The sequence below is a fragment of the Geodermatophilus sp. CPCC 206100 genome (genome assembly GCF_048569675.1).
GTDB lineage: Bacteria > Actinomycetota > Actinomycetes > Mycobacteriales > Geodermatophilaceae > Geodermatophilus.
Genome location: NZ_JAQISV010000046.1, coordinates 21,265 through 41,556 on the forward strand (window position 1 = coordinate 21,265; position 20,292 = coordinate 41,556).

The 20,292-nt window shown below is 74.5% G+C and carries 27 protein-coding genes and 1 tRNA gene; 17 read left to right on the forward strand and 11 right to left on the reverse strand.

What is annotated here, in order from left to right; genetic code table 11:
* Positions 1–31: 31 nt before the first annotated feature.
* The 3 genes from PGN05_RS19930 to PGN05_RS19940 are packed head-to-tail and all read left to right on the forward strand — an operon-like array spanning position 32 to position 2,540.
* Positions 32–814, forward strand: coding sequence for a YcnI family protein (locus PGN05_RS19930; protein ID WP_419754312.1), 783 nt, complete (start codon positions 32–34; stop codon positions 812–814).
* Positions 811–1,467: an SCO family protein gene (locus PGN05_RS19935; RefSeq protein WP_419754313.1), complete on the forward strand. Its 657-nt coding sequence runs from the start codon at positions 811–813 to the stop codon at positions 1,465–1,467. Before PGN05_RS19930 ends, PGN05_RS19935 begins: the two co-directional genes overlap by 4 nt.
* Positions 1,464–2,540, forward strand: coding sequence for a hypothetical protein (locus PGN05_RS19940; protein ID WP_419754314.1), 1,077 nt, complete (start codon positions 1,464–1,466; stop codon positions 2,538–2,540). Before PGN05_RS19935 ends, PGN05_RS19940 begins: the two co-directional genes overlap by 4 nt.
* 45 nt (positions 2,541–2,585) lie before the next feature.
* On the opposite strand, the gene PGN05_RS19945 is transcribed toward PGN05_RS19940, so the two are convergent.
* From PGN05_RS19945 to PGN05_RS19960, 4 genes are read right to left on the reverse strand one after another with little or no spacing between them, the layout of a single operon-like run.
* On the reverse strand, positions 2,586–3,395 hold the full coding sequence (locus PGN05_RS19945) for an NTP transferase domain-containing protein (RefSeq protein WP_419754315.1): 810 nt from the start codon (positions 3,393–3,395) through the stop codon (positions 2,586–2,588).
* Complete coding sequence (locus PGN05_RS19950) at positions 3,385–4,509, reverse strand: CDP-glycerol glycerophosphotransferase family protein (RefSeq protein WP_419754316.1); 1,125 nt, start codon at positions 4,507–4,509, stop codon at positions 3,385–3,387. Before PGN05_RS19950 ends, PGN05_RS19945 begins: the two co-directional genes overlap by 11 nt.
* Entirely contained in the window at positions 4,506–5,288 is a 783-nt protein-coding gene (locus PGN05_RS19955) for an HAD family hydrolase (protein ID WP_419754317.1), read from the reverse strand. Before PGN05_RS19955 ends, PGN05_RS19950 begins: the two co-directional genes overlap by 4 nt.
* 29 nt (positions 5,289–5,317) lie before the next feature.
* Entirely contained in the window at positions 5,318–6,925 is a 1,608-nt protein-coding gene (locus tag PGN05_RS19960) for a mannitol dehydrogenase family protein (RefSeq protein WP_419754318.1), read from the reverse strand.
* Positions 6,926–7,503: 578 nt separating this feature from the next.
* Here PGN05_RS19960 and PGN05_RS19965 point away from each other — a divergent pair.
* The 9 genes from PGN05_RS19965 to PGN05_RS20005 all read left to right on the forward strand — a co-directional run bounded on the left by PGN05_RS19965 (position 7,504) and on the right by PGN05_RS20005 (position 12,426).
* Entirely contained in the window at positions 7,504–8,163 is a 660-nt protein-coding gene (locus PGN05_RS19965; RefSeq protein ID WP_419754319.1) for a M23 family metallopeptidase, read from the forward strand.
* Positions 8,164–8,185: 22 nt separating this feature from the next.
* Entirely contained in the window at positions 8,186–8,599 is a 414-nt protein-coding gene (locus PGN05_RS19970; protein WP_419754320.1) for a helix-turn-helix domain-containing protein, read from the forward strand.
* A gap of 20 nt (positions 8,600–8,619) precedes the next feature.
* Positions 8,620–9,033 carry a VOC family protein gene (locus tag PGN05_RS19975; protein ID WP_419754321.1) on the forward strand — a complete coding sequence of 138 codons (414 nt, stop codon included), beginning with the start codon at positions 8,620–8,622 and terminating at the stop codon, positions 9,031–9,033.
* A gap of 87 nt (positions 9,034–9,120) precedes the next feature.
* A tRNA-Ala gene (locus PGN05_RS19980) sits at positions 9,121–9,193 on the forward strand.
* Between the two features lie 77 nt (positions 9,194–9,270).
* The gene (locus PGN05_RS19985; protein ID WP_419754322.1) at positions 9,271–9,723 is read left to right on the forward strand and encodes a hypothetical protein; all 453 of its coding nucleotides are present in this window, start codon (positions 9,271–9,273) and stop codon (positions 9,721–9,723) included.
* Positions 9,724–9,882: 159 nt separating this feature from the next.
* Positions 9,883–10,182 (forward strand): ArsR/SmtB family transcription factor, encoded by a 300-nt coding sequence (locus PGN05_RS19990; RefSeq protein ID WP_419754323.1) that lies wholly within the window; start codon positions 9,883–9,885, stop codon positions 10,180–10,182.
* Positions 10,179–10,688: an SRPBCC domain-containing protein gene (locus PGN05_RS19995; RefSeq protein WP_419754324.1), complete on the forward strand. Its 510-nt coding sequence runs from the start codon at positions 10,179–10,181 to the stop codon at positions 10,686–10,688. Before PGN05_RS19990 ends, PGN05_RS19995 begins: the two co-directional genes overlap by 4 nt.
* A gap of 109 nt (positions 10,689–10,797) precedes the next feature.
* Positions 10,798–11,208: a YciI family protein gene (locus PGN05_RS20000; protein ID WP_419754325.1), complete on the forward strand. Its 411-nt coding sequence runs from the start codon at positions 10,798–10,800 to the stop codon at positions 11,206–11,208.
* Positions 11,209–11,217: 9 nt separating this feature from the next.
* Positions 11,218–12,426 (forward strand): RNA polymerase sigma factor, encoded by a 1,209-nt coding sequence (locus PGN05_RS20005; protein ID WP_419754326.1) that lies wholly within the window; start codon positions 11,218–11,220, stop codon positions 12,424–12,426.
* Positions 12,427–12,432: 6 nt separating this feature from the next.
* Here the strand turns inward: PGN05_RS20005 and PGN05_RS20010 are convergent, their stop codons facing one another.
* A complete protein-coding gene (locus tag PGN05_RS20010) occupies positions 12,433–12,789 on the reverse strand; it encodes a hypothetical protein (protein WP_419754327.1) in 357 nt (118 codons plus the stop codon).
* Positions 12,790–13,170: 381 nt separating this feature from the next.
* Here PGN05_RS20010 and PGN05_RS20015 point away from each other — a divergent pair, with 381 nt between their 5' ends.
* Together PGN05_RS20015 and PGN05_RS20020 are read left to right on the forward strand one after the other, a co-directional pair.
* On the forward strand, positions 13,171–13,785 hold the full coding sequence (locus PGN05_RS20015; protein ID WP_419754328.1) for a hypothetical protein: 615 nt from the start codon (positions 13,171–13,173) through the stop codon (positions 13,783–13,785).
* Positions 13,766–14,020 (forward strand): hypothetical protein, encoded by a 255-nt coding sequence (locus PGN05_RS20020; RefSeq protein WP_419754329.1) that lies wholly within the window; start codon positions 13,766–13,768, stop codon positions 14,018–14,020. Before PGN05_RS20015 ends, PGN05_RS20020 begins: the two co-directional genes overlap by 20 nt.
* Positions 14,021–14,077: 57 nt before the next feature.
* On the opposite strand, the gene PGN05_RS20025 is transcribed toward PGN05_RS20020, so the two are convergent.
* Positions 14,078–14,299 carry a flagellar FlbD family protein gene (locus tag PGN05_RS20025; protein ID WP_419754330.1) on the reverse strand — a complete coding sequence of 74 codons (222 nt, stop codon included), beginning with the start codon at positions 14,297–14,299 and terminating at the stop codon, positions 14,078–14,080.
* A 169-nt stretch (positions 14,300–14,468) separates the two neighbouring features.
* On the opposite strand from PGN05_RS20025, the gene PGN05_RS20030 reads away from it, so the two are divergent.
* The 3 genes from PGN05_RS20030 (at position 14,469) to PGN05_RS20040 (ending at position 16,612) form a co-directional block, all read left to right on the forward strand.
* A complete protein-coding gene (locus tag PGN05_RS20030; RefSeq protein ID WP_419754331.1) occupies positions 14,469–15,251 on the forward strand; it encodes an isocitrate lyase/PEP mutase family protein in 783 nt (260 codons plus the stop codon).
* A 4-nt stretch (positions 15,252–15,255) separates the two neighbouring features.
* Positions 15,256–15,780, forward strand: a complete 525-nt coding sequence (locus PGN05_RS20035) for a class I SAM-dependent methyltransferase (RefSeq protein ID WP_419754332.1) — start codon at positions 15,256–15,258, stop codon at positions 15,778–15,780.
* 133 nt (positions 15,781–15,913) lie between these two features.
* Positions 15,914–16,612, forward strand: a complete 699-nt coding sequence (locus tag PGN05_RS20040; protein ID WP_419754333.1) for a response regulator — start codon at positions 15,914–15,916, stop codon at positions 16,610–16,612.
* A 63-nt stretch (positions 16,613–16,675) separates the two neighbouring features.
* On the opposite strand, the gene PGN05_RS20045 is transcribed toward PGN05_RS20040, so the two are convergent.
* The 5 genes from PGN05_RS20045 to PGN05_RS20065 form a co-directional block, all read right to left on the reverse strand.
* Positions 16,676–17,275, reverse strand: coding sequence for a hypothetical protein (locus PGN05_RS20045; RefSeq protein ID WP_419754334.1), 600 nt, complete (start codon positions 17,273–17,275; stop codon positions 16,676–16,678).
* A 172-nt stretch (positions 17,276–17,447) separates the two neighbouring features.
* On the reverse strand, positions 17,448–18,071 hold the full coding sequence (locus tag PGN05_RS20050; protein ID WP_419754335.1) for a signal peptidase I: 624 nt from the start codon (positions 18,069–18,071) through the stop codon (positions 17,448–17,450).
* Between the two features lie 38 nt (positions 18,072–18,109).
* Positions 18,110–18,718: a TasA family protein gene (locus tag PGN05_RS20055; protein ID WP_419754336.1), complete on the reverse strand. Its 609-nt coding sequence runs from the start codon at positions 18,716–18,718 to the stop codon at positions 18,110–18,112.
* A gap of 155 nt (positions 18,719–18,873) precedes the next feature.
* The gene (locus PGN05_RS20060) at positions 18,874–19,644 is read right to left on the reverse strand and encodes a response regulator (protein ID WP_419754337.1); all 771 of its coding nucleotides are present in this window, start codon (positions 19,642–19,644) and stop codon (positions 18,874–18,876) included.
* Positions 19,641–20,276, reverse strand: coding sequence for a signal peptidase I (locus PGN05_RS20065; protein ID WP_419754338.1), 636 nt, complete (start codon positions 20,274–20,276; stop codon positions 19,641–19,643). Before PGN05_RS20065 ends, PGN05_RS20060 begins: the two co-directional genes overlap by 4 nt.
* Positions 20,277–20,292 lie beyond the last annotated feature (16 nt).

Sequence of the window (20,292 nt, forward strand, 5' to 3'; positions counted from 1 at the left end):
CCGCCAGCACCGCCCGACCGACAGGAGAACCGTGTCCTCGACCCTGCCCCGCCCCCTCGCCCGGCTGGGCGTCCTCGTGCTGGCGCTGCTCACGGCGCTGGCCGCCGCGGTGGCGCTGGCGTCCTCGGCGTCCGCCCACGTGACGGTGTCCTCCGGGGACGCCGCGCCCGGGGGGTTCGGCAAGCTCACCTTCCGGGTGCCCAACGAGAGCGACACCGCCAGCACCGTGGCCCTGCGCGTCTCCATCCCCGAGGAGGCCGCGATGGCCTCGCTGCGCTACGAGGCCGAGCCCGGCTGGACGGTGACGATGACCACCACCGACCTGCAGACGCCGCTGGAGAACCACGGCGAGCAGGTGACCTCCTACGTGTCGGTCGTGGAGTTCCGCGCGGCTGACGGCGGCGGCATCCGGCCGGGCGAGTTCGCCGAGTTCGCCCTCTCCGGTGGCCCGTTCCCGGAGGTCGACCAGGTGACCTTCCCGACCGTGCAGACCTACAGCGACGGCACCGAGGCGGCCTGGATCGAGCCCACCGTCGAGGGCCAGGCCGAGCCGGAGCGGCCCGCCCCGGTGCTGACGCTGGGCGGCGGGACGTCGGGCAGCGACGGTGCCGCCGAGCCCGCCGACGGCGCGTCCGGGGACACCGTCTCCAGCGACACCACGCAGACCGACACCGCGGCGTCGGCGACCGAGTCCGCCGACGCGGGGTCGTCCACCGGCACCGTCGCACTGGTCCTGTCGATCGTCGCGGTGCTGCTCGGGCTCGGTGGCGTCGCCCTCGGCTGGCGGGCGGGCCGTCGTACCGTGGGCACGTGAGTTCGCACCGCCGCAGCCGGCTGGCCGCCCTGGTCGTCACGACCGGGCTCGTCCTGACCGGCTGCGGCGGTGGCGCCGCCGCCGAGGAGCCCGAGGGGCACGACCACGGCTCGGCCCCGGCCACGGTGGAGGGCCCCGAGGACCGCTACGCCGGGATCGACCTGGTCGATCCCTACCAGCGCCCGGCGTTCACGCTCGCCGACACCGCCGGGCAGCCCTACGACTTCCGGGCCGCGACGGCCGGCACGCCCACGCTGCTGTTCTTCGGCTACACGAACTGCCCCGACATCTGCCCGACGACGATGGCCGACGTCGCGGTCGCCCTCCGCGGCGTGGACCCGGCGCTCGCCGACTCGGTGCAGGTGGTCTTCGTCACGACCGACCCGGCGTTCGACACCCCCGCGGTGCTCGGCGAGTACCTCAGCCGGTTCGACGCCGACCTGCCCAACCGGTTCGTCGGGCTGACCGGCGACCAGGCCGCCATCGACCAGGCCCAGCTGGCCACCGGCGTGCCGCTGGCCGAGGACTCCGGGCGGCTGCACTCCTCGCTGCTCCTGCTGTACGGCGCCGACGACCGGGCGCACGTCGCCTTCGACGCGGGGAACACCAGCCGCGACATCGCCGGCGACCTCGCCCTGGTGGCCGGCGCGTGAGCCGCCGGCTCGCCCGGCTGCTCGTCGTCGCGCTGGGGGTGCTGGCCACCCTCCTGGTCGCCGGGCCGGCGTCGGCCCACGTCGGCGGCGGGGCCGCCGGCAGCGACTTCGGCGCCCGCGTGCTGGCCGTGGCGCCCGCGGCGCCGGGCGTCGCGGTCCGGGTCCTCTCCTTCGGCGACGAGCTCGAGGTGGTCAACGCCTCCGCGACCGACGTCGAGGTGCCCGGCTACTCCGACGAGCCGTACCTGCGGATCGGTCCGGACGGCGTCTGGCGCAACGCGAACAGCCCGGCGACCTACATCAACCTGGACCGCTACGGCCGGACGGCGCTGCCCGCGCACGCCGAGCCGACCGCCGAGCCGGACTGGGTGCAGGTCTCCACCGAAGCGCAGTACGCCTGGCACGACCACCGCACCCACTGGATGACCGAGGGCGTGCTGCCCCCGGCCGTGGCGGCCGCCCCCGACCGCGACCACGTCGTCTCGGAGTGGATCGTGCCGATGACGCACGGCGGCACCGAGGTCGAGGTGCGCGGCGAGCTCACCTGGAGCCCGCCGCCCTCCCCGTGGCTGGTGTGGCCGGTCTACGCCGTCCTGGCGCTGACCGCGGTCGCGGCGGGGCTGCTCGCCCGCGGCCCGCGCCCGCTGGGGGGACTGCTGCTGGTGGGCGGCGCGGCCGCGCTGTGGCACGCGGCCGCCACGCCGGAGCCGGCGGCCAGCGTCTCCTCCCACGCCGGCGCGATCGTCTCCGCGCTGCTGCCCGCCCTGACCGCCGTGCTGGTCGCGGTCCTCGGGTTCCTCGCGTCCCGCCGTGGCCGGGGCGCGATGACCGGGCTGCTGGCCGTCGTCCTCGGCTGGCTCCTGCTGGTCCAGGGGCTGCCCGACGTCGACGTCCTGTGGACCGCGAACGTGCTGTCGAACGGCCCGGACCTGCTCGCGCGGGCAGCCGTGGCGGTGCTGGTGTCACTCGGCGCCGGCTGCGTGGTGGGCGGCGTCCTGGCGACCCGCCGGTTCCGCGAGGGGGAGGGCCGCCGCCGGCGGCACCCCGTGCGGGAGCCCCTGCCGGTCGGCTGAGGAAGGACCTCCTGCCCCCCACCGCTCGCGGGACCCGGCAGGGGTCTAGCCGAGGTCGCCTTGGATCGGGTGCAGGTGGCCGCGGGCGGCGAACATCTCGTTGGCCCGCTCCAGGTCGGCCTCGAAGTCGACCTCGACGGCGGGGAACCGCGAGATGTCCAGCGGCCGGAACCGCAGGCCCTCGGCGCCGATCGCCGTCTCCATGCCGCGCTCGAAGTAGTCCTGTGCGGCGCAGGCGGCCAGGTGGTCGATGAGCACCGGCTTGTCGGCGGCCGAGACGTAGTTGATGCCGACGGCCTCGCCCAGCCCGCCGACGACGGTCTTGGACAGCTCGGCGATGCAGCCGTCGGCGTCGAGGGTGTACTTGACCTCCTCGTCGGCCGTGGTGGAGGTGTCCACGCAGACGAAGCTCTGGTCGGCCATCAGCGCCGGCAGCGCCGCGTCGAGGACCGCCGGGTCGAACACCACGTCGCCGTTCAGCCACAGGACGCCGCCCTCGCGGGTGGCGCGCAGCCCGCGCAGGAGGCTCTGCGAGGTGTTGGTGACGGCGTAGTCCGGGTTGTAGGTGAACCGGACGTCCGGCACGGCCGACATGACCCGCTTGGCCTTGAAGCCGACGACGACGGTGACGTCGACCGCTGGGCCCAGCACCGAGCGCAGCCCGTCGAGCTGGCGCTGCATGATGCTGCGGCCGTCGTGCAGCGGCGTGAGGGGCTTGGGCCAGGGCCGGCCCAGGCGGGTGCCCATCCCCGCGGCGAGGATGATCACCTGGACCGGGAGGGTCTGGGCCCCGGCGGCCGGGGCGGCGGGCAGGGTGCGGGTCAGGCCTGCGGTCGTGGCACGGTCAGCGAGCACGGTGGTCCCCTCCTCGGGTCGTGGGAGTTCCCGGGGCGGGCGTGCCCGGCGGGAAGAGCAGGTCGAGGACGCGCTCGGTGGCGGCGCCGTCCTCGAGGTGGCAGAAGGTCTCGCGGAAGCGCGCGTAGCGCTCGGCGTGCTGGGCGGTGACGGCGTCCAGGTCGGCGATCGCCTCGACGAGCTCCTTGCTGGTCGACACCAGCGGCCCGGGGGCGACGTCCTCCAGGTCGAAGTAGAAGCCGCGCAGCTCGTCGCGGAAGTACGCCAGGTCGTAGGTGAAGAACAGCATCGGCTTGCCGGTGATGGCGAAGTCGAACATGGTCGAGGAGTAGTCGGTGACCAGGACGTCGGCACCCAGGTAGAGGTCGCGGATGTCCGGGTGGTTGCAGACGTCCCGGACCGGTGAGCCGTCGACGATCTCCAGCCGGTCCATGACCATGTTGTGCAGCCGCAGGAGGAGCACGTGGTCGGCGCCGAGGCGGGTGGTGAAGTCCTCGAGGTCGACGGGGAACTCGAAGTCCTGCGGCCCGGTCTTCTGGAACACCAGGTCGTCGCGCCAGGTGGGCGTGTAGAGCACGACGGTCTGGTCGTCGGAGACGCCGAGGTCGGCCCGGACGGCGGCCCGCACCTCGTCCCGGTGCGGACTGCTCAGCACGTCGTTGCGCGGGTAGCCGGTCTCGTGCACCGGCCCGCGGTAGCCGAAGGCCCCGCGCAGCCGCGGCGTGCTGGCGGCGTTGGGGGACAGCAGCAGGTCCCACCGGGCGATGTCGTGCTCGAGGTAGGCCAGCCGGCCCTCCGGCGCCCACCGGACGTCGTTGTGGATGCGCTTGAGCGGCGTGCCGTGCCAGGTCTGCAGGTAGGTGGTCCCCGGCCGCTTCTCCCAGTCCAGGGGGATGTGGTCGTTGGAGATCACCACGTCGGCGTCCTCCAGCGCGGCGATCGACTCCGGGCTGCCGAAGGTCACGGTGGCGACGTCGTCGGGGAAGCCGGCCTGGGTGTGCGGAGCCGAGAGCCAGGTGTGCGTGGCGTCGGCGCCGCGCGCGACCAGGCCCTCGTAGAGGGCCCGGGGGCTGTCGGAGAAGTGGCCGCGGAAGGCCACGTAGACGATCTTCACTTCGCACCTCCCGTGGAGAGCAGGTCGCCGGTGGCCCGGCGGGTCAGGACCGGCAGCACCAGGTCGGCCAGCTGCTGCCAGGAGTCGACGACGACGAGCACGCCGGCGTCGGTGAGTGCGGCGGCCCGCTCCGCGCGCTCGGCCGCCGGCACGAACAGCAGGTTGCCGACGGTGGGGCACCCGGCCCGGACGGCGGAGAGCGCGCCGGGTATCGAGTCCTCGACGGCCAGGCCGGCCTCGGGCGCGATGCCCAGCTGCTCGCAGGCGTACAGGTAGACGGCGGGGTCGGGCTTGCTGGTGGGCACCGGGAGCGAGTCCTCGGCGCTGAACCGCACCGACGCCGGGATCAGCCCGGCCAGCCCGGTCGCGGTGAAGCAGGCGTCGAGCCGGGTCAGGGCGCTGGAGCTGACCGCGGCCGGCCGCAGGTGGGCGGCGAGCGCGGTGAGCGCGTCGGTCGTCGGCCCGTGGGGGGTGAGGGTCGCGCCCAGGTGGGCGGTGACCGCGCGCTTCTCCTCGGCGACCCACGGCTCGACGTCGGCGTCCGGGTGCCCCGCTTCGGCGGCCAGGCGGCTCGCCGTCGTCCGGAAGTTCATGCCGGTGGTGGCCAGCCGCAGCTCCTCGGCGGTGAACCGCCGATCCACCCCGAGGGAGGCGAGGAAGCGGTTGGTGACCTCGGCGGAGGCGACGAAGGCCGGCTCCTCGGAGGGGAACAGGTTGCCGTCGGCGTCGCAGAGCAGGGCCTCGAGGCGCGCCACGACGATCTCGGGGAGGGCGGGCATCGGGAGCGGTCCTCCGGGCGGTGGTGCGGTCATCGGGTGAGGGCGGCGGCCGGGGCCGACGGGGTCTCGGCGAGGGTCGCGGCGACGGCGACCCGTGCGCCGAGGCGGTCGATGCGCACGATCGCCCGCCGGAGGTCGTCGACGAAATCGGGCAGCTCGCCGAGGTCCCCGAACACCGCGTGCACCGACAGCAGCGGCCGCGGGTCGGTGCCGCCGGCGAGGGCGAGCTCCTGCAGCTCGGCGGCGCGGGGGTCCTCGAGGGGCAGCGGCCGGCCGCCGGCGTCGGTTCCCCGCAGGTAGCGGCACCAGCCCGCGACGGCGAGCGTGAGCAGCGTGGTCGGCCGCCCCTCGGCCAGCGCCTGGCGCAGCGAGGGCAGCAGGTGGTGCGGCAGCTTGGTGGAGCCTCGCCGGCACAGGCGGGAGAGCCGGTCGGCGATCGCCGGGTTGGCGAACCGCTGCAGCAGGATGCGCTTGTACTCGGTGAGGTCGACGCCGTCGGGCTGCGGCAGCAGGGGGGTCACCTCGTCGTCCATCAGCCGGGCGACGTACTCGGCGAAGACGGGGTCGGTCATCAGCACGTCCATCCGGCTGTGTCCGGCCAGCGAGCCGAGGTAACCCAGCGCGGAGTGACTGGCGTTGAGCAGCCGCGTCTTCATCAGCTCGTGGTCCCCGACGTCGCGGACGAACCGGACGCCGACCTCCTCCAGCGGCGGCCGGCCGTTGACGAAGGTGTCCTCGATGACCCACTGCGAGAACGGCTCGGTGATGACCGGCCAGCGGTCGTCCACCCCGTACCGCTCGGCGAGCGCGGCGCGCTCCTCGGGCGGGGTCTGGGGCGTGATCCGGTCGACCATGCTGCTGGGGAAGGCCACCCGGTCGGTGATCCAGCGGGCCAGCACCTCGTCGCGCATCCGCGCCAGGCCGACGACGGCCGCGCGGGTCACGTCGCCGTTGCGGTGCACGTTGTCGCAGGACACGACGGTCAGCCCGGGGAGGCCCGCGCGGCGGCGGCGGTCGAAGGCCTCGACGAGGAAGCCGAAGACGGTCGTGGGGGCGTGCGGCCGGGCGAGGTCCTGGAGGACGTCGGGGTCGGCGGGGTCGAACTCGCCGGTGGTCGGGTCGAGGCGGTAGCCGGCGCCGGTGATGGTCAGCGTGACCATCCGGGTGCGCGGGTCGGTGAGCCGGTCGAGCACCGCGTCGGGGGCGTCGGGAGCGAAGAGGTAGTCGACCATCACGCCGACGACGCGGGCGCGCTCACCGTCGGGGCTGCGCTCGATGACCGTGTAGAGGTGGTCCTGCGGGACCAGGGCCTCCTGCATGGTGCGCCGCCGCAGGCCGACGCCCACGACGCCCCAGTCGGCGGTGATGCGCCGCTCGGCGAGCTCGTCGAAGTAGAGCAGCTGGTGGGCGCGGGAGAAGCCGCCGACGCTGAGGTGCACGACGGCGGGCGTCAGGGCCCACCGGTCGTAGGTCGGCACGGAGAGCCGGGCGCCGTGGCTGCTCAGCGTCTCCTGGCTCAGCGGCCGGACCCGGTGGTACGGGCTCGGGATGGACGGCGGCGGGACGACCAGTGCGGTCGTTGACGTGGCCGGGCGGTGCAGTGCGCGGGCACCCGGGTAGCGCTCCGGCCTCGTCATGCAGCATCTGCCCTCTCTCGTGCGTGTGGTGCGGTCGCCCCCTCGCAGCGGTCCTGATCCGTCGCGGCACCACGGTCGGTGTGCGCGCAACGGGTGGTGCAGCGTCGTCATCACTACACGGGGAAGGCCGCTCGTGGCGAATCGGGACCCACCGTGTCTGGGGAACTGCAGAGGGTCACGCGGGTGGTGCAGCGCGAGCGGTTTCACGCCGGGGACACGGAGTAGCCGGAACCCGGGGGGCGCAAACCGGACGCCCGTCCCCCGACAGCGTGACGTGCGAAACGTGTGTGGCGCGTCACGCGGCGTGTCGAAACCGACGCGCCGAGCGGTGGGTCACGAACGGGTCACGGAGTGTTTCGATGGTCGCAACCCCATCGGGCCCGGCGACGGGCTTCCCCCTCGAGACGGGTAGGTGCATGGCCGGTCGGCGTCGCGCTCCCAGCACGGGAGCCCCCACCGCTCCCTCCGCTCTCCCGGCTCCGCGCACCCCCGCGCCGTCGGCCCGGCAGGCCGCCACCGGCGGGAGCCGTCGGCAGGAGCCGGAGGCGCCGGTCGGCCGCGGACCGCGGCGGGGCCCGATGCTGCTGGCCGCGGTCGTCGCCGGCGGGCTGCTCGCCGGGGTCACCGGCCTCACCGGCGCCCCGGACGCCGCGGCGGAGCCGACGTCGGTGCTTGCCGCCCAGCACGCCCTGGTGACCTCCGACGACGACGTCGAGCTGCTGCCCCAGGCCTCGATCACGGTGGCCGAGGCGGAGGCCCGCCTGGCCGAGGTCGCCGCCTCCCGGGCGGCCCGCGCGGAGGCGGAGGCGGCGGCCGCAGAGGCGGCGCGCGAGGCGGCCCGGCCCAAGGCGGTGCTGCCGGTCTCCGGCGCCCGGTTCACCAGCGGCTACGGCGGGCGCTGGGGCACCTTCCACTACGGGATCGACCTGGCCGCGCCGATGCGGACGCCCGAGTACGCGGCGATGGACGGCGTCGTCCTGCGGGCCGGTTCGGCCAGCGGGTTCGGCCTGGCGGTCTACCTCCTCCACGAGAACGGCGACGTGACCGTCTACGGCCACATGGACCAGATCCTGGTGGAGCCCGGGCAGTACGTGGAGGCGGGGGAGACGATCGCCCTGCTCGGCAACCGCGGCCAGTCGACCGGTCCGCACCTGCACTTCGAGGTGCACGAGGGCGGGATGAACGGCGAGCGGATCAACCCCCTGCCGTGGCTGGAGGAGCGCGGCGTCGACATCTGACCCGCGTGGTGGGATGGCCCCCGTGGGTGCCGGGACCGAGGACGCCAACCGGCGGCTGCTGAGGGCCCGGGACGCGATGGACCGCGCCTACGCCGAGCCGCTCGACGTCCCGACGCTGGCCCGCGTCGCGCACGTCTCCGAGGCGCACTTCATCCGGACCTTCCGGGCCACCTTCGGGGAGACGCCCAACCGCTACCTGCAGCGGCGGCGGGTGGAGCGGGCCATGTTCCTGCTGCGCTCGACCGACCGGAGCGTGACCGACATCTGCATGGACGTCGGCTTCGCGAGCCTGGGCACGTTCAGCCGGGTGTTCCGGGACGTCGTGGGCGAGCCGCCCTCGGTGTACCGGCGGCGGGGGCCGCTGCCGCCGGTGCCCTCCTGCTTCGCGATGGCGTGGCTGCGACCGAGCAGTTTCGGAGAAGCGCAGGTGGAGTGAGGGTCCCTAGCGTCCTCTCCATGCTCACCGCGATCACCATCACCCAGATCTACGTCCCCGACCAGGACCAGGCGCTCGACTTCTACGTCGGGAAGCTCGGGTTCGAGGTCCAGTCCGACATGGACTTCGGACCCATGCGCTGGCTCACCGTCAACCTGCCGGGCCAGCCCGACCGCGCCGTCCTCCTCGAGAAGCCCGGACCGCCCTCGATGAGCGACGAGACCGCCGCCCAGGTCCGCGAGGCGATCAGCAAGGGCGTGGCCGGCGGCCACCTCTTCTTCGCCTGCGACGACGCCTACAAGACCCACGCCGAGCTGAAGGCGAAGGGCGTCGAGATCACCGAGGAGCCGGTCGACCAGCCCTACGGCATCGACTTCGGCCTGCGCGACCCGTTCGGCAACCACATCCGCATCGCCCAGATGAAGCAGGGCTGACCCTCCGGCCAACACCCCCTGCGCCGGGTGGCGGTCGCTGCCCTGTACAGTTGCCAACGGCTCGGACGCACCAGACCGGGTCGTTCCGGGGCTGTGGCGCAGCTGGTAGCGCACCACACTGGCAGTGTGGGGGTCAGGGGTTCGAGTCCCCTCAGCTCCACCCCATCGGGCCAGGGTTCTCAGCCGAGAGCCCTGGCCCGAACTCGTTGTCGCGAGACGAGCCGGGAGCAGCCGCCGATGATCACGGACGAGACGCTCCTCCGGATCGGCCAGGCGGTGCAGCTGGGCCACTCCGGCGAGCGGGCGGCCGCCCGCGTGCTGTTCGCGGAGATCTGGGCCGAGATCGGCGGCGAGGCGGGGGATCCCCTGCACGTCTGCACGCTCGCGCACGCGATGGCCGACGTGCAGGACGACGTCCATCAGGAGCTGGTCTGGGACGAGCGAGCCCTAGCCGCTGCCGACCAGCTGAACGACGCACGGCTGGCGCGGGCCGGGGTGGCCCTCCCGGCGGCCGGCCTGTACCCGTCGCTGCACCTGAACCTGAGCGAGTGCCACCGCAAGCTGGGCGATCTCGACCGCGCCCGGGAGCACCTGCAGCAGGCGCAGGCGACCATCGGCGTCCTCGACGATGACGAGTACGGCCGGCTGGTGAGAGCAGGTCTGCAGCAGGTGGCCGAGGGGCTGCGCTGACCCGCGGGAGCGACGGCGTCCGCACGCCCTCTGCGAGATCACCACGCGTCGGCCGCCGCCATCCGGTCAGGGGAGGCGGCCGTCGACGCGTGTTGATCTCGGGCAGAGCGACGCGTCCCATCGCTTGCGAGTCATATGAATGGTCGGTAATGTGACGTCGTGAGCGCTTACGCCGCCCTCGCCGAGCCGCACCGCAGGCAGATCCTCGACCTGCTGCGCTCCGGCGAGCGGCCGGTCGCCGACCTGGTCACGCACCTCGGGCTCAGCCAGCCCGGGGTGTCGAAGCACCTGAGGGTGCTGCGCGAGGCCGGGCTCGTCGTGGCGCGCACGCAGGGGAAGCAGCGCATGTACGCGCTGCGGCCCGAGCCCCTGGCCGAGGTCGTGCAGTGGCTGGAGCCCTACCGGATGCTCTGGTCCAGCCGGCTCGACGCCCTGGAACGACACCTGGAGGACTCGTGAGTGACGGAACCCTGGAGACGGTCGACGGACGCCCCGCGCTGCGCTTCGAGCGTGTCCTCGCCCACCCGGTCGAGCGCGTCTGGCGGGCGGTCAGCGTGCCGGCGGAGCTCGAGCGCTGGTTCCCGGCGGCGGCTGACTGGACACCGGCGGTCGGCGAGGTCTTCGAGGCCGCCGGCATGAGCGGCGAGGTCACCGTCCTCGAGCCGCCGCACCGCCTGGCCTGGACCTTCGCCGGCGACCAGTACGCCTTCGACCTGACCGAGCACGAGGGCGGCTGCCGGCTCGTCTTCACCCATGTCTTCGACGACCGCTCCGCCGCCGCCCAGACCGCCGCCGGCTGGGACGCCTACCTCTCCCGTCTGGAGCCCCACCTCGCCGGCGGGCACGTGTCGGAGGAGGCGGCGCACGAGCCGTGGGGAGAGGTCCACGAGCGCTACGCCGAGCAGTTCGGCGTCGATCCGGAGCCGGGACGGCGCTTCCTGGCGCAGTTGCGCGCCGGTTCCTGAGGACGGTCGCGCGGAGCCGGGGAGTGGTCTCATGTCGAGAAGCCCTGACCGGCTCCGCTCACCAGGTGAGGGCCACGACGGACGCGGCCCACGACACCGGGAGACGACCATGCCGAAGTACCTGCTCCTCAAGCACTACCGCGGCGGCCCCGAGCAGCACCGTCCCTTCCCCCCGATGGACCAGTGGGCCCCCGAGGACGTGGAGGCGCACTTCGCCTTTCTCAAGCACGTCGGCGAGACGCTCGAGGAGCGCGGCGAGATCGTCGACGTCAAGGCGCTCACGCCGGCGCAGACCTGGGTCCGCTACGGCGGTCCGGACGCCGCGCCGGTCACCACCGACGGCCCACTGCCCGAGACCAGCGATCTGGTGGCCGGCTGGTACCTGGTCGACGTCGACTCGCGGGAGCGGGCCCTCGAGATCGCGGCCCTGATCTCCTCCGAGCCCGGCCCGGGCGGCGAGCCGCTGTGCGAGTGGATCGACGTCCGCGAGGTCATGTCCGGGGCGCCGTCGGACGACTGACCCGGCGTGATGGAGCCGACAGGACGGCTGGGCGAGGGCGCGCTGCGCGCCCTCGTCCCCCGGGTCCTCGCGGGCCTGGTCCGGCGGGGCGAGGACTTCGACGCCGCCGAGGACGCGCTGCAGGAGGCGCTGCTGGAAGCCCTGCGGGTGTGGCCCGAGCACCCGCCGCGCGACCCGCGCGCGTGGCTGACGACGGTCGCGATCCGGCGTCTCGTCGACGCCCGCCGCAGCGAGGCCGCCCGGTCCCGCCGCGAGGAGGTGACGTACGCCGAGCCCCGGCCAGGCGCGACCGAGGAGGGCGACGACACCCTCTTCCTGCTGTTCTGCTGCTGTTCCCCCGACCTCGCGCCCGCCTCTCAGGTGGCGCTGACCCTGCGCGCCGTCGCGGGCCTCTCCACCCGGGAGATCGCCGACGCCTTCTTCGTGCCGGAGGCGACGATGGCGCAGCGGATCAGCCGGGCCAAGCGCACCCTCCGGGGGCGCCGGCTGGACCAGCCCGGCGACCTCGCCGTCGTGCTGCGGGTGCTCTCCCTCGTCTACACGGCCGGGCACGCCGGCCGGGTGGACCTGGCCGCCGAGGCGATCCGGCTCGCCCGCCAGCTCACCCTCGCCACCGAGGAGCCGGAGGCACGCGGGCTGCTCGCGCTGATGCTGCTCAACCACGCCCGCCGCGCGGCGCGACTCGACGCGGCCGGCCGCATCGTCCCGCTCGACCGGCAGGACCGCGGGCTGTGGGACACCCGCGAGATCGCCGAGGGGGTGCGCGTGCTGCAGTCGGCGCTGGCCCTCCAGCGCCCCGGCCGCTATCAGGTCGAGGCCGCCATCGCCGCCCTGCACGACGACGCGGCGAGCGCCGAGGAGACCGACTGGCCGCAGATCCTCGCCTGGTACGACGACCTCGTCGCCCTCTCCGACGACCCGGTGCGCCAGGACCCTGCCGCGGTGCTCGGGCGCGCGGTCGCGGTCGGCTCCGTCCTCGGCGCCGCCGCCGGGCTGCGGGAGACCGACCGGCTGCGCGAGGTGCTGGGCGAGCGGCACCGGTGGCACGCCGTCCGCGGGTACCTGCACGAGCTGGGCGGCGACCTCGCCGCCGCCGCGGCGGCGTACGCGGAGGCCGCCCGCCGCGCGACGAACCTCGCCGAGCACGACCACCTGGTCCGTCAGGCCGCCCGCGCACGGGCCGGCACCGAGGACGGACGCCCGTCTCGACGGGGCTGAGGGCGGTCAGGCCCGTCGGGGGAGGGCCCGCCGCTCGGCCTGCCGGTGCGTCTGGTCGTGCACCCAGAGGACCAGGCAGCGCAGCGCGGCGTGTCCCTCGGCCGAGGCGAAGCCCTGCTCGAAGCGCGCCGCCTCGACGAGCTCGTCGCTGTCCACCGTCCCGCCGTCCGCGAAGCGGTCCAGCACCTGGCCGCTGAGCGTGGCGCTGCGGTACATGCGCGCGATCCCCAGGGCGACCGCGTCGGACACGGTCAGGCTGAAGGGCGGGTGCTTCATGGCGGCCCGGCGATCCAGCACCCGGGCGACCTCGCTCCAGATCTGGCCGTCGGTCGCCAGCCTCGTCGTCCGGACGGTGATGTTCACGTGGTGCTCCCTGTAGGTCGGCGGCTGCCGTACCGGCCATGATCAGTGCCCCGCGGGCGAACAGGAGGGTCGAGGGGGTCGTGCCTCATCCCCAGGGGTGGGGTGCGCCGCCCGGCTGGGGGCCGTGCAGCCGGAGGCACAGCAGGACGACGTCGTCCTCGAGTGGCCGGCCGCCGGTCAGCTCGGCCATGACGGTCTCCCCCTCACACCGCGGGGGCGGCGTCCCCGATCGTGGCGGCGACCGCCGCCCGCCGTCGACGGCCGTCGTCCCCCAGGTCTTGCGCGAGCCTTGCGGGAGCGCGGCGGGGTCCGTGCGGAAGCCGCCGCAGAGTCGGAGCTGCCGGCGGGGAGTCCGCCGGCTCCATCGACCGAGGAGACCCCGTGAGGACCACCTCCAGCGCTCCGCCGGCCCACCGGACCCGGCGGGTCATCGGCTCCATCGGCGTCCTGGCCGCGGCAGCGGCGGTCGCCGGCCTGGGCACCTACGGCACCTTCACCGACAGCACCACGCCGGTGGACACGGAGGTCGACACCGGCGTCGTGTCCATCGCCCTGTCGCCGGCGGCGAACCAGGCCACCGTCCCGTTCGTCAGCGGCGGCTGGGTCCCCGGGGACGACGCCCAGGTGGTCATCGACCTGGTCAACGACGGCGACGCCCCGCTGTCGGCGGTGACGCTCGCGCTGCGGGCTCCGTCGTCCAGCGTGCTGGACAGCGACAGCACCCACGGCCTGCAGATGGTGGTGGAGTCCTGCTCCCTGCCGTGGGAGGTCTCGGGCGCCGGGTACCGGTGCGCCGCGGACGTCGAGTCCTTCTACACGGGCCCGGTCGTGATGGACCGGGCACTGAGCGGCGCCCGGGCCCTCGCGCCCGGCGGCGTGGACCACCTGCGGGCCGCCGTGACCCTGCCTGCCACGGCCGGCAACGGCTTCCAGGACGCCTCGAGCGTGCTCGAGTTCGTGTTCACGGGGGTGCAGCGTGACGGCACCGACCGCTGACCGGACGGCGACGATGACCTGGCACTCCTCGGCCATCGCCCTGCCCTATCCCGACGTCCGCAGCGCCCTGGCGGGGCTGCGCGCGGAGATCGAGCACGAGGTCGGCCGCGCGGGCGCGGGGACGCCAGACTGGGACACGATGGTCCTCGTCGGCCCCGTGCCCCTGCCCGAGAGCGGCGGCCGGCGCTGGTTCGACTACATCCTCTCGGTCGCCTGCCGGCCCGCGGCCGCCTGAGCCTCGGGGAGGCGGCGGTGCGGTCGGCGGGACCGGCCGGCGCGCCGGGACGAGGTCTTAGCGGGCCTGCCGCTCGCCCAGGTCGAGGACCCAGCAGGCGGTGATGGACGCGGCGCGGGCGTCGCGCACCCGGGCCACGATCTCGTCGACGGTCTCGAGCACGCAGTAGTGCGCACCGTCGACCAGGAAGACGACGGTGTCGGGGTGGGCCTCGATCCGCTCGATGGCGTCGGGGTCGATGCGGCAGTACTCGCCGTTGCGACGGGTCAGACCGATCATGGGTCGTTCTCCTGCTGGGCGGGGCATCGGGCCCCGGCGGCGCCCTGTACCCGGGCACCCTCACCTTCGACGCCGGAGCGTCCGGTCTTGAGCCGGCCGCCGGTGTCCCCTCCGTCCGGGTGACGTGCGTGCGGCCGGTGCGGCCCCCGCGTCCCCTACGTTCGGCGGCATGCCCGACCTCTCCGGCCGCGCCCGGACGCTGCTCGACCTGCACACCGCACCGGAGATCCTCGTGCTGGCCAACGTGTGGGACGTCGTCTCGGCGCGGGTGGTGGCCGCGACCGACGGGGTGCGGGCGCTCGCCACCGCCAGCCACTCCATCGCCGCGACGTTCGGGTACGAGGACGGGGAGCACATCCCGCTCGACCTGCACCTGGACATGGTCGAGCGGATCGCCGCCGCGGTGGACCTCCCGGTGACCATGGACATGGAGGCCGGCTACGGCGATCCCGGCGGGACGGCGCGGCGCGCGATCGCGGCCGGCGTCGTCGGCGGCAACCTGGAGGACGGCGGCCGGCCGCTCGACGAGGCGGTTGCCGCGGTCGAAGCGGTGCTGGCCGCCGGTCGCGACGCCGGCCTCGCCTTCGTGCTCAACGCCCGGACCGACGTCGTGCTGCACGCCGGCCCGGACACCGAGCGCGGACCGCTGCTCGCCGAGGCGGTCCGGCGCGGCCGCGCCTACCTCGACGCGGGAGCACCCGTGGTCTTCGTGCCCGGGGTGGTCGACCGCGACGAGATCGCCGCCCTGGTGGACGGCCTGGGCCGCGGCCGGCTGTCGGTGCTGGCGGTGCCCCGTGCGACCCCGCCGGTGCGCGACCTGCAGGAGCTCGGGGTCGCCCGCGTCTCCACCGGCCCCTTCCCGCAGCGGGTCGCGCTCACCGCCCTCCAGGACTGCACCGCCGAGCTGGTCGCCGGCGGGGTGCTCCCCGCGGACACGCGCCGGTTGAGCTGACGCCGTGCCGAGCGCCTCCGAACGGCTGGCCTGGACCGCCGACCTGGTCGCCCCGCGGGCGGGGGAGCGGGTGCTCGAGGTCGGCTGCGGCCACGGCGTCCTCGTCGCGCTGCTCGCCGAGCGGGCGGGCGAGGTCCTCGCCGTCGACCGGTCGCCGACCATGGTCGCCGCCGCCACCCGCCGCAACCGGGCCGCGGTCGACGCCGGCCGGGTGCGGCTGCACGCCGCGGCGCTGCGCGACGCCGACCTGGGCACCGAGCCGTTCGACGTCGTCGTGTCGTTCAACGTGCGCGCGTTCTGGGATGCCGACGAGGAGGCGACGTGGGACGTCGTCGCGCGGGTGCTCGCGCCGGGCGGGCGGGTCCTCGTCGCCTTCTCCGTCATGACCCCCGGCGCGGAGGGGCCGGTCGTCGAGGCGGTCGGCCGGCTGGCGGGCGCCCGCGGGCTGGTGCTCTCCGCGGTCCACCCCGGTCCGACGGCCCCGATCGTCTCCGCCGCGGTCGAGGTGCGGCGTCCCCCGGGCGGCTGACCCCGACGACGTCCTCCCTTGGGGGGAGAACCCCGGGTGGCGCTCAAGGCCGGCCGGGCGCGGGTCGATCCCTCGTCCAGGTGACGCCTCGATCGGCGTCGCCGGAGAACCCCGACCGGGAGGTGGAGACGTCGTGTCCGAGCAGTCCGTGCTCGTCGTGGAGGACACCGAGGAGATCAGGGAACTGGTCTGCACGGTGCTGCGCAGGGCCGGGATGGACGTCCGTGCCGTCGCGTCCGGCGCCGAGGCGCTGGCCGAGGTCCGGCGGGCGGTACCCGACGTCGTGGTGCTCGACCTGGGGCTGCCGGACGCCGACGGCACCGAGGTGTGCCGTCAGATCCGCGCCGAGAGCGAGTGCTACGTCCTCATGCTCACTGCGCGCGCCGAGGAGGTCGACCTGCTGATCGGCCTCGCCGTCGGCGCCGACGGGTACATGGCCAAGCCCTTCTCGCCGCGCGAGCTGGTCGCCCGCGTGCAGGCGATGCTCCGTCGTCCGCGCGTCCCGGCGCCGCGGCCGGTGCCGGAGGAGGAGTCGGTCCGCCGCCTCGCCGAGCTCGAGGTGGACGAGGACAGCCGCGAGGTCCGCGTGGACGGCGCCGTCGTCGACCTGACCCGCACCGAGTTCGACCTGCTGGCCGCGCTGGCCTCCCGGCCCGGCCGCGTGCTGCAGCGTGAGACCCTGCTGCGCGAGGTGTGGCAGACCGACTGGGAGGGCAGCGTCCGTCTGGTCGAGGCGCACATGTCCAACCTCCGCCGCAAGCTGCAGGCCGCCGGCCTCAGCTCGCCGGAGATCCGCACCGTCCGCGGCGTCGGCTACCGGCTCGTCGCGTAGCCCCTCCGCAGCACAGCGGGCCCGGACCTCGGTGAGGTCCGGGCCCGCTGTGTTGCGTTGCGGTCAGCAGCTGAGCGTCTTGGACAGCGCCGACTGGGCGGTCCACCCGTACCTGGTCACCGTGTCGATCGTCGCCTTGAGCGAGGTGGACAGGTAGTCGGCGTCCGCGTCGGCGCTCATGGAGGTCGTGTCCGCGCCGCTGAGCATCGTGAACACGTAGCCGTTCCCGAGGTGCGCGCTCATCTGGTAGCCGGTGACGTCGGCCGAGGTGCTGCGGTTCCAGGTGGCCGACACGTAGAGCTGGGTGTCCTTGTCGACCGTCGTGGTGGTCGTCTCGCCCACGCCCGGGCCGGGGGTCGTCGACGTGGTGGTGCTGTCCACGTTGGTCCGGCTGTTCTCGGAGGTCATGGTGTGGGTCGTGGACCGCGTCGTCTGGGCGCCGGTGACCGGGTCGGTGTAGACGACCCGCTTGGTCGTCCAGGTGGTGGTGACGCAGGAGCTGTTCACCTTCACCTGGGTCGGCGGCTGGACCTTCACCGTGGTCACCGACGCCTGGAAGGCGGTCGTGTTGTCGGTGAAGGCGGCGTTCGCGGGGATGACGGCGCCGAGGACGACGGCCACGGTCAGCGCCAGCAGGACCAGGGCGCGGCGGGTGGTGATCACTGGTGGTCCTCCGTCTCGGTGTCGGTGTCGCGGTTGATGTCGGTGTCGACTGTGCCGGGGCGGCCGCAGGCTTCCCGCCGCGGAACCGCAAGGCCTGCGCAAGGTCGGTCCAGTTGGTGCCCGCCGGTGCGGATCCCGGCCGGAGCCGTGGCCGGGGCCGTCCGGCCGGCGGTCACTCGCGTTCCTCGTCCTGGTCGTGGTCGGTGGTGGTGGGGCGCCAGATGGTGAGCAGGAGCCAGCCGGCGAGGAGGGTGGGGGCGCCGTAGACGAGCAGGTGGTTGATCCAGGGGGTGCGCAGGGCGGTGATGACCTGGCCGACCTCGGGGATGACGGCCTGGACCTGGTAGGCGGTGTCGCCTTCCAGGACGGCGGTCCAGGGGTCGGGGTGGTCGTTGGCGTCGCCGCGGGTCTGCACGGTGACGGTGCCGTCGGCGGCGTGGTCGACGTCGATGACGCGGTGGGTGACGACGCGGTGGTCGTCGATGGGGATGTGGTAGCTGATGATCATGCCCTCGGTGACGTCGGCGACGGCCAGGGGCGTGGTGATGACGACGTCGCCGGGGTCGATGACCGGGGCCATGGAGCCGGTGAGCATGGTCATGGTGCGGTAGCCGAAGGCGTGCGGGCCCAGGGCCAGGCCGGCGAAGGCCAGGACCGCGATGCCCACCAGGGCGCGGGTGGCCCAGCGGGCGGTGCCCGCGGCGACCCGGCGCAGGACGGGCGCGGTGGTGCGGCCGGGGACCGGGGGCAGCGCGCGGGCTGCCCCCGGGGCGGGCAGGGTGAGGATTGCGGTCATGGCGGGTTCTCCGGGGGAGTGGTCGGCGAGGGCGTCGGTCAGCGGGCCGCGGCGGCGCGCTGGGTGCCGGAGAAGACCAGGCTGAGGGTGGCGGACTTGTCCTGGAAGGTGTTGTCCGCGGTGCCGGGCAGGCTGATCGTGTAGACGAGGTGGTCGGTGCCGCCGGGGTTGAGGCTGGCGGCGCCCGCGACCGGGAAGTTGCTGACCGCCGGGCCGGTGGCGATGTCGGTGACCGTGCCCGTGCAGGTGTAGGTCGGGGCGGCGGCGGTGCCGCCGGCGGTCCAGGGCACCGTGCAGGACTTCAGGTTCAGCTGCAGGCCCTTGGCCGTGTCGCTGGTGAGCACGCTGCCGACGGTGGCGGAGACGTTCAGGTTGACCGAGGACAGCGGCGAGTTGCCGTCGTTGACCACGGTGACCGCGCGGCTCATCGAGTCGCCGGGCACGAAGGCGCTGGCCGGCGCGGCGATCGGGGTGGGCGTGGTCAGGTTGATCGAGACCGTGCCCGACTGCACCTGGGTGGAGATCGGGGTGGTCGAGTCGGTGAAGGTGCCGAAGGTGCCCAGCCCGGCCACCGCTGCGGCGGCGCCGATCACGCCGAGGGAGCCGACGATCTTGCGGGCGGTGCTGGTGCGGGCCGTGGTGCTCATGTCCGGTGCATCTCCTGTGACCGGCCAGGAACGGGGTGTTCCCGGCGACACAGACGACTCTGGACACCCAACCGCAGGCTCCCCGCCCGCCTCCCGCAAGAGAACCGCAAGATGCAGCGGCTCCGGGATCGGCCGGGCGGCCGGAGCCGGCGGGCTCAGGCCCCGGCGACCGCGCGCAGCTCGACGACGAGGTGGTGGGCCAGGATGCCGCGGCGGGCGTCGGAGGCGATCGCCTGGCAGACGGCCGCGACCTCGGGGTGGCCCAGCTGGGCACTGGTCCCGGCCAGCGTGGTGGAGGCGAAGGCCACGGCCGTGGTGTCGCCGGTCCGGGCACCGTCGGTGATGGCGGTCAGCCGGTCGGGCAGGGCGCTGGCGTAGAGCTCCTGCAACCGGTCCATCAGGTCGTCGTCCACGTCGTCCTCGGGCAGGTCGATGGGCAGGGGCCGCGGAGCCGGGCGGGCGGATCCGTCGGCCGGCGGGAGCGCCCGGTGGCGCAGCCGTTCCAGCAGCAGCTCGGTGCCGACCGGCTTGGGCAGGCAGGCCAGTGCACCGGCGGCCAGTGCGGCGTTCCGGTCCTCGGCGGTGGCGGCTTCGCCGGTGACCACGAGGAGGCGGGCCCGGCAGCCGACGAGCCGGAGGCGGCGGAGCAGGGCGGGGCCCTCCCCGGCCGGGGCGGGCAGGTCCGTGACGACCAGGTCGAGGGGCAGCCGGCGGGCCAGCGCCAGTGCAGCGTGGTGGTCGGCGGCCTCGTGCACCGCCCAGCCGGTCGCCTCCAGCAGGCCGGCGAGCCGGGCGCGGTCGGCGCGGTCGGCGTCGACGACGAGGGCCGTGCGATCTCCCCGACCCCCGGCGCCGGACGCGTCGTGCACCCGCAGCCGGTTCCCGCGACGCCGGGCGGAACGCTCGGGACGGCGGCTGACGCTCACGTGCGGGCCTCCTCGTCCTGGTCGTGGGTGGTGTCGTCGGTGGTGGTGGGGCGCCAGATGGTGAGCAGGAGCCAGCCGGCGAGGAGGGTGGGGGCGCCGTAGACGAGCAGGTGGTTGATCCAGGGGGTGCGCAGGGCGGTGATGACCTGGCCGACCTCGGGGATGACGGCCTGGACCTGGTAGGCGGTGTCGCCTTCCAGGACGGCGGTCCAGGGGTCGGGGTGGTCGTTGGCGTCGCCGCGGGTCTGCACGGTGACGGTGCCGTCGGCGGCGTGGTCGACGTCGATGACGCGGTGGGTGACGACGCGGTGGTCGTCGATGGGGATGTGGTAGCTGATGATCATGCCCTCGGTGACGTCGGCGACGGCCAGGGGCGTGGTGATGACGACGTCGCCGGGGTCGATGACCGGGGCCATGGAGCCGGTGAGCATGGTCATGGTGCGGTAGCCGAAGGCGTGCGGGCCCAGGGCCAGGCCGGCGAAGGCCAGGACCGCGATGCCCACCAGGGCGCGGGTGGCCCAGCGGGCGGTGCCCGCGGCGACCCGGCGCAGGACGGGCGCGGTGGTGCGGCCGGGGACCGGGGGCAGCGCGCGGGCTGCCCCCGGGGCGGGCAGGGTGAGGATTGCGGTCATGGCGGGTTCTCCGGGG

What these genes read in the sequence shown, in the direction of transcription:
- PGN05_RS20030 (WP_419754331.1), top strand. Translation starts at nt 14,469, where the DNA reads ATGCCCGACCTCTCCGGCCGCGCCCGGACGCTGCTCGACCTGCACACC.
- PGN05_RS19985 (WP_419754322.1), top strand. Translation starts at nt 9,271, where the DNA reads ATGATCACGGACGAGACGCTCCTCCGGATCGGCCAGGCGGTGCAGCTG.
- PGN05_RS19955 (WP_419754317.1), bottom strand. Translation starts at nt 5,288, where the DNA reads ATGCCCGCCCTCCCCGAGATCGTCGTGGCGCGCCTCGAGGCCCTGCTC.
- PGN05_RS20055 (WP_419754336.1), bottom strand. Translation starts at nt 18,718, where the DNA reads ATGAGCACCACGGCCCGCACCAGCACCGCCCGCAAGATCGTCGGCTCC.
- PGN05_RS19960 (WP_419754318.1), bottom strand. Translation starts at nt 6,925, where the DNA reads ATGACGAGGCCGGAGCGCTACCCGGGTGCCCGCGCACTGCACCGCCCG.
- PGN05_RS20050 (WP_419754335.1), bottom strand. Translation starts at nt 18,071, where the DNA reads ATGACCGCAATCCTCACCCTGCCCGCCCCGGGGGCAGCCCGCGCGCTG.
- PGN05_RS20005 (WP_419754326.1), top strand. Translation starts at nt 11,218, where the DNA reads ATGGAGCCGACAGGACGGCTGGGCGAGGGCGCGCTGCGCGCCCTCGTC.
- PGN05_RS19975 (WP_419754321.1), top strand. Translation starts at nt 8,620, where the DNA reads ATGCTCACCGCGATCACCATCACCCAGATCTACGTCCCCGACCAGGAC.
- PGN05_RS20025 (WP_419754330.1), bottom strand. Translation starts at nt 14,299, where the DNA reads ATGATCGGTCTGACCCGTCGCAACGGCGAGTACTGCCGCATCGACCCC.
- PGN05_RS20000 (WP_419754325.1), top strand. Translation starts at nt 10,798, where the DNA reads ATGCCGAAGTACCTGCTCCTCAAGCACTACCGCGGCGGCCCCGAGCAG.
- PGN05_RS20065 (WP_419754338.1), bottom strand. Translation starts at nt 20,276, where the DNA reads ATGACCGCAATCCTCACCCTGCCCGCCCCGGGGGCAGCCCGCGCGCTG.
- PGN05_RS19965 (WP_419754319.1), top strand. Translation starts at nt 7,504, where the DNA reads ATGCTGCTGGCCGCGGTCGTCGCCGGCGGGCTGCTCGCCGGGGTCACC.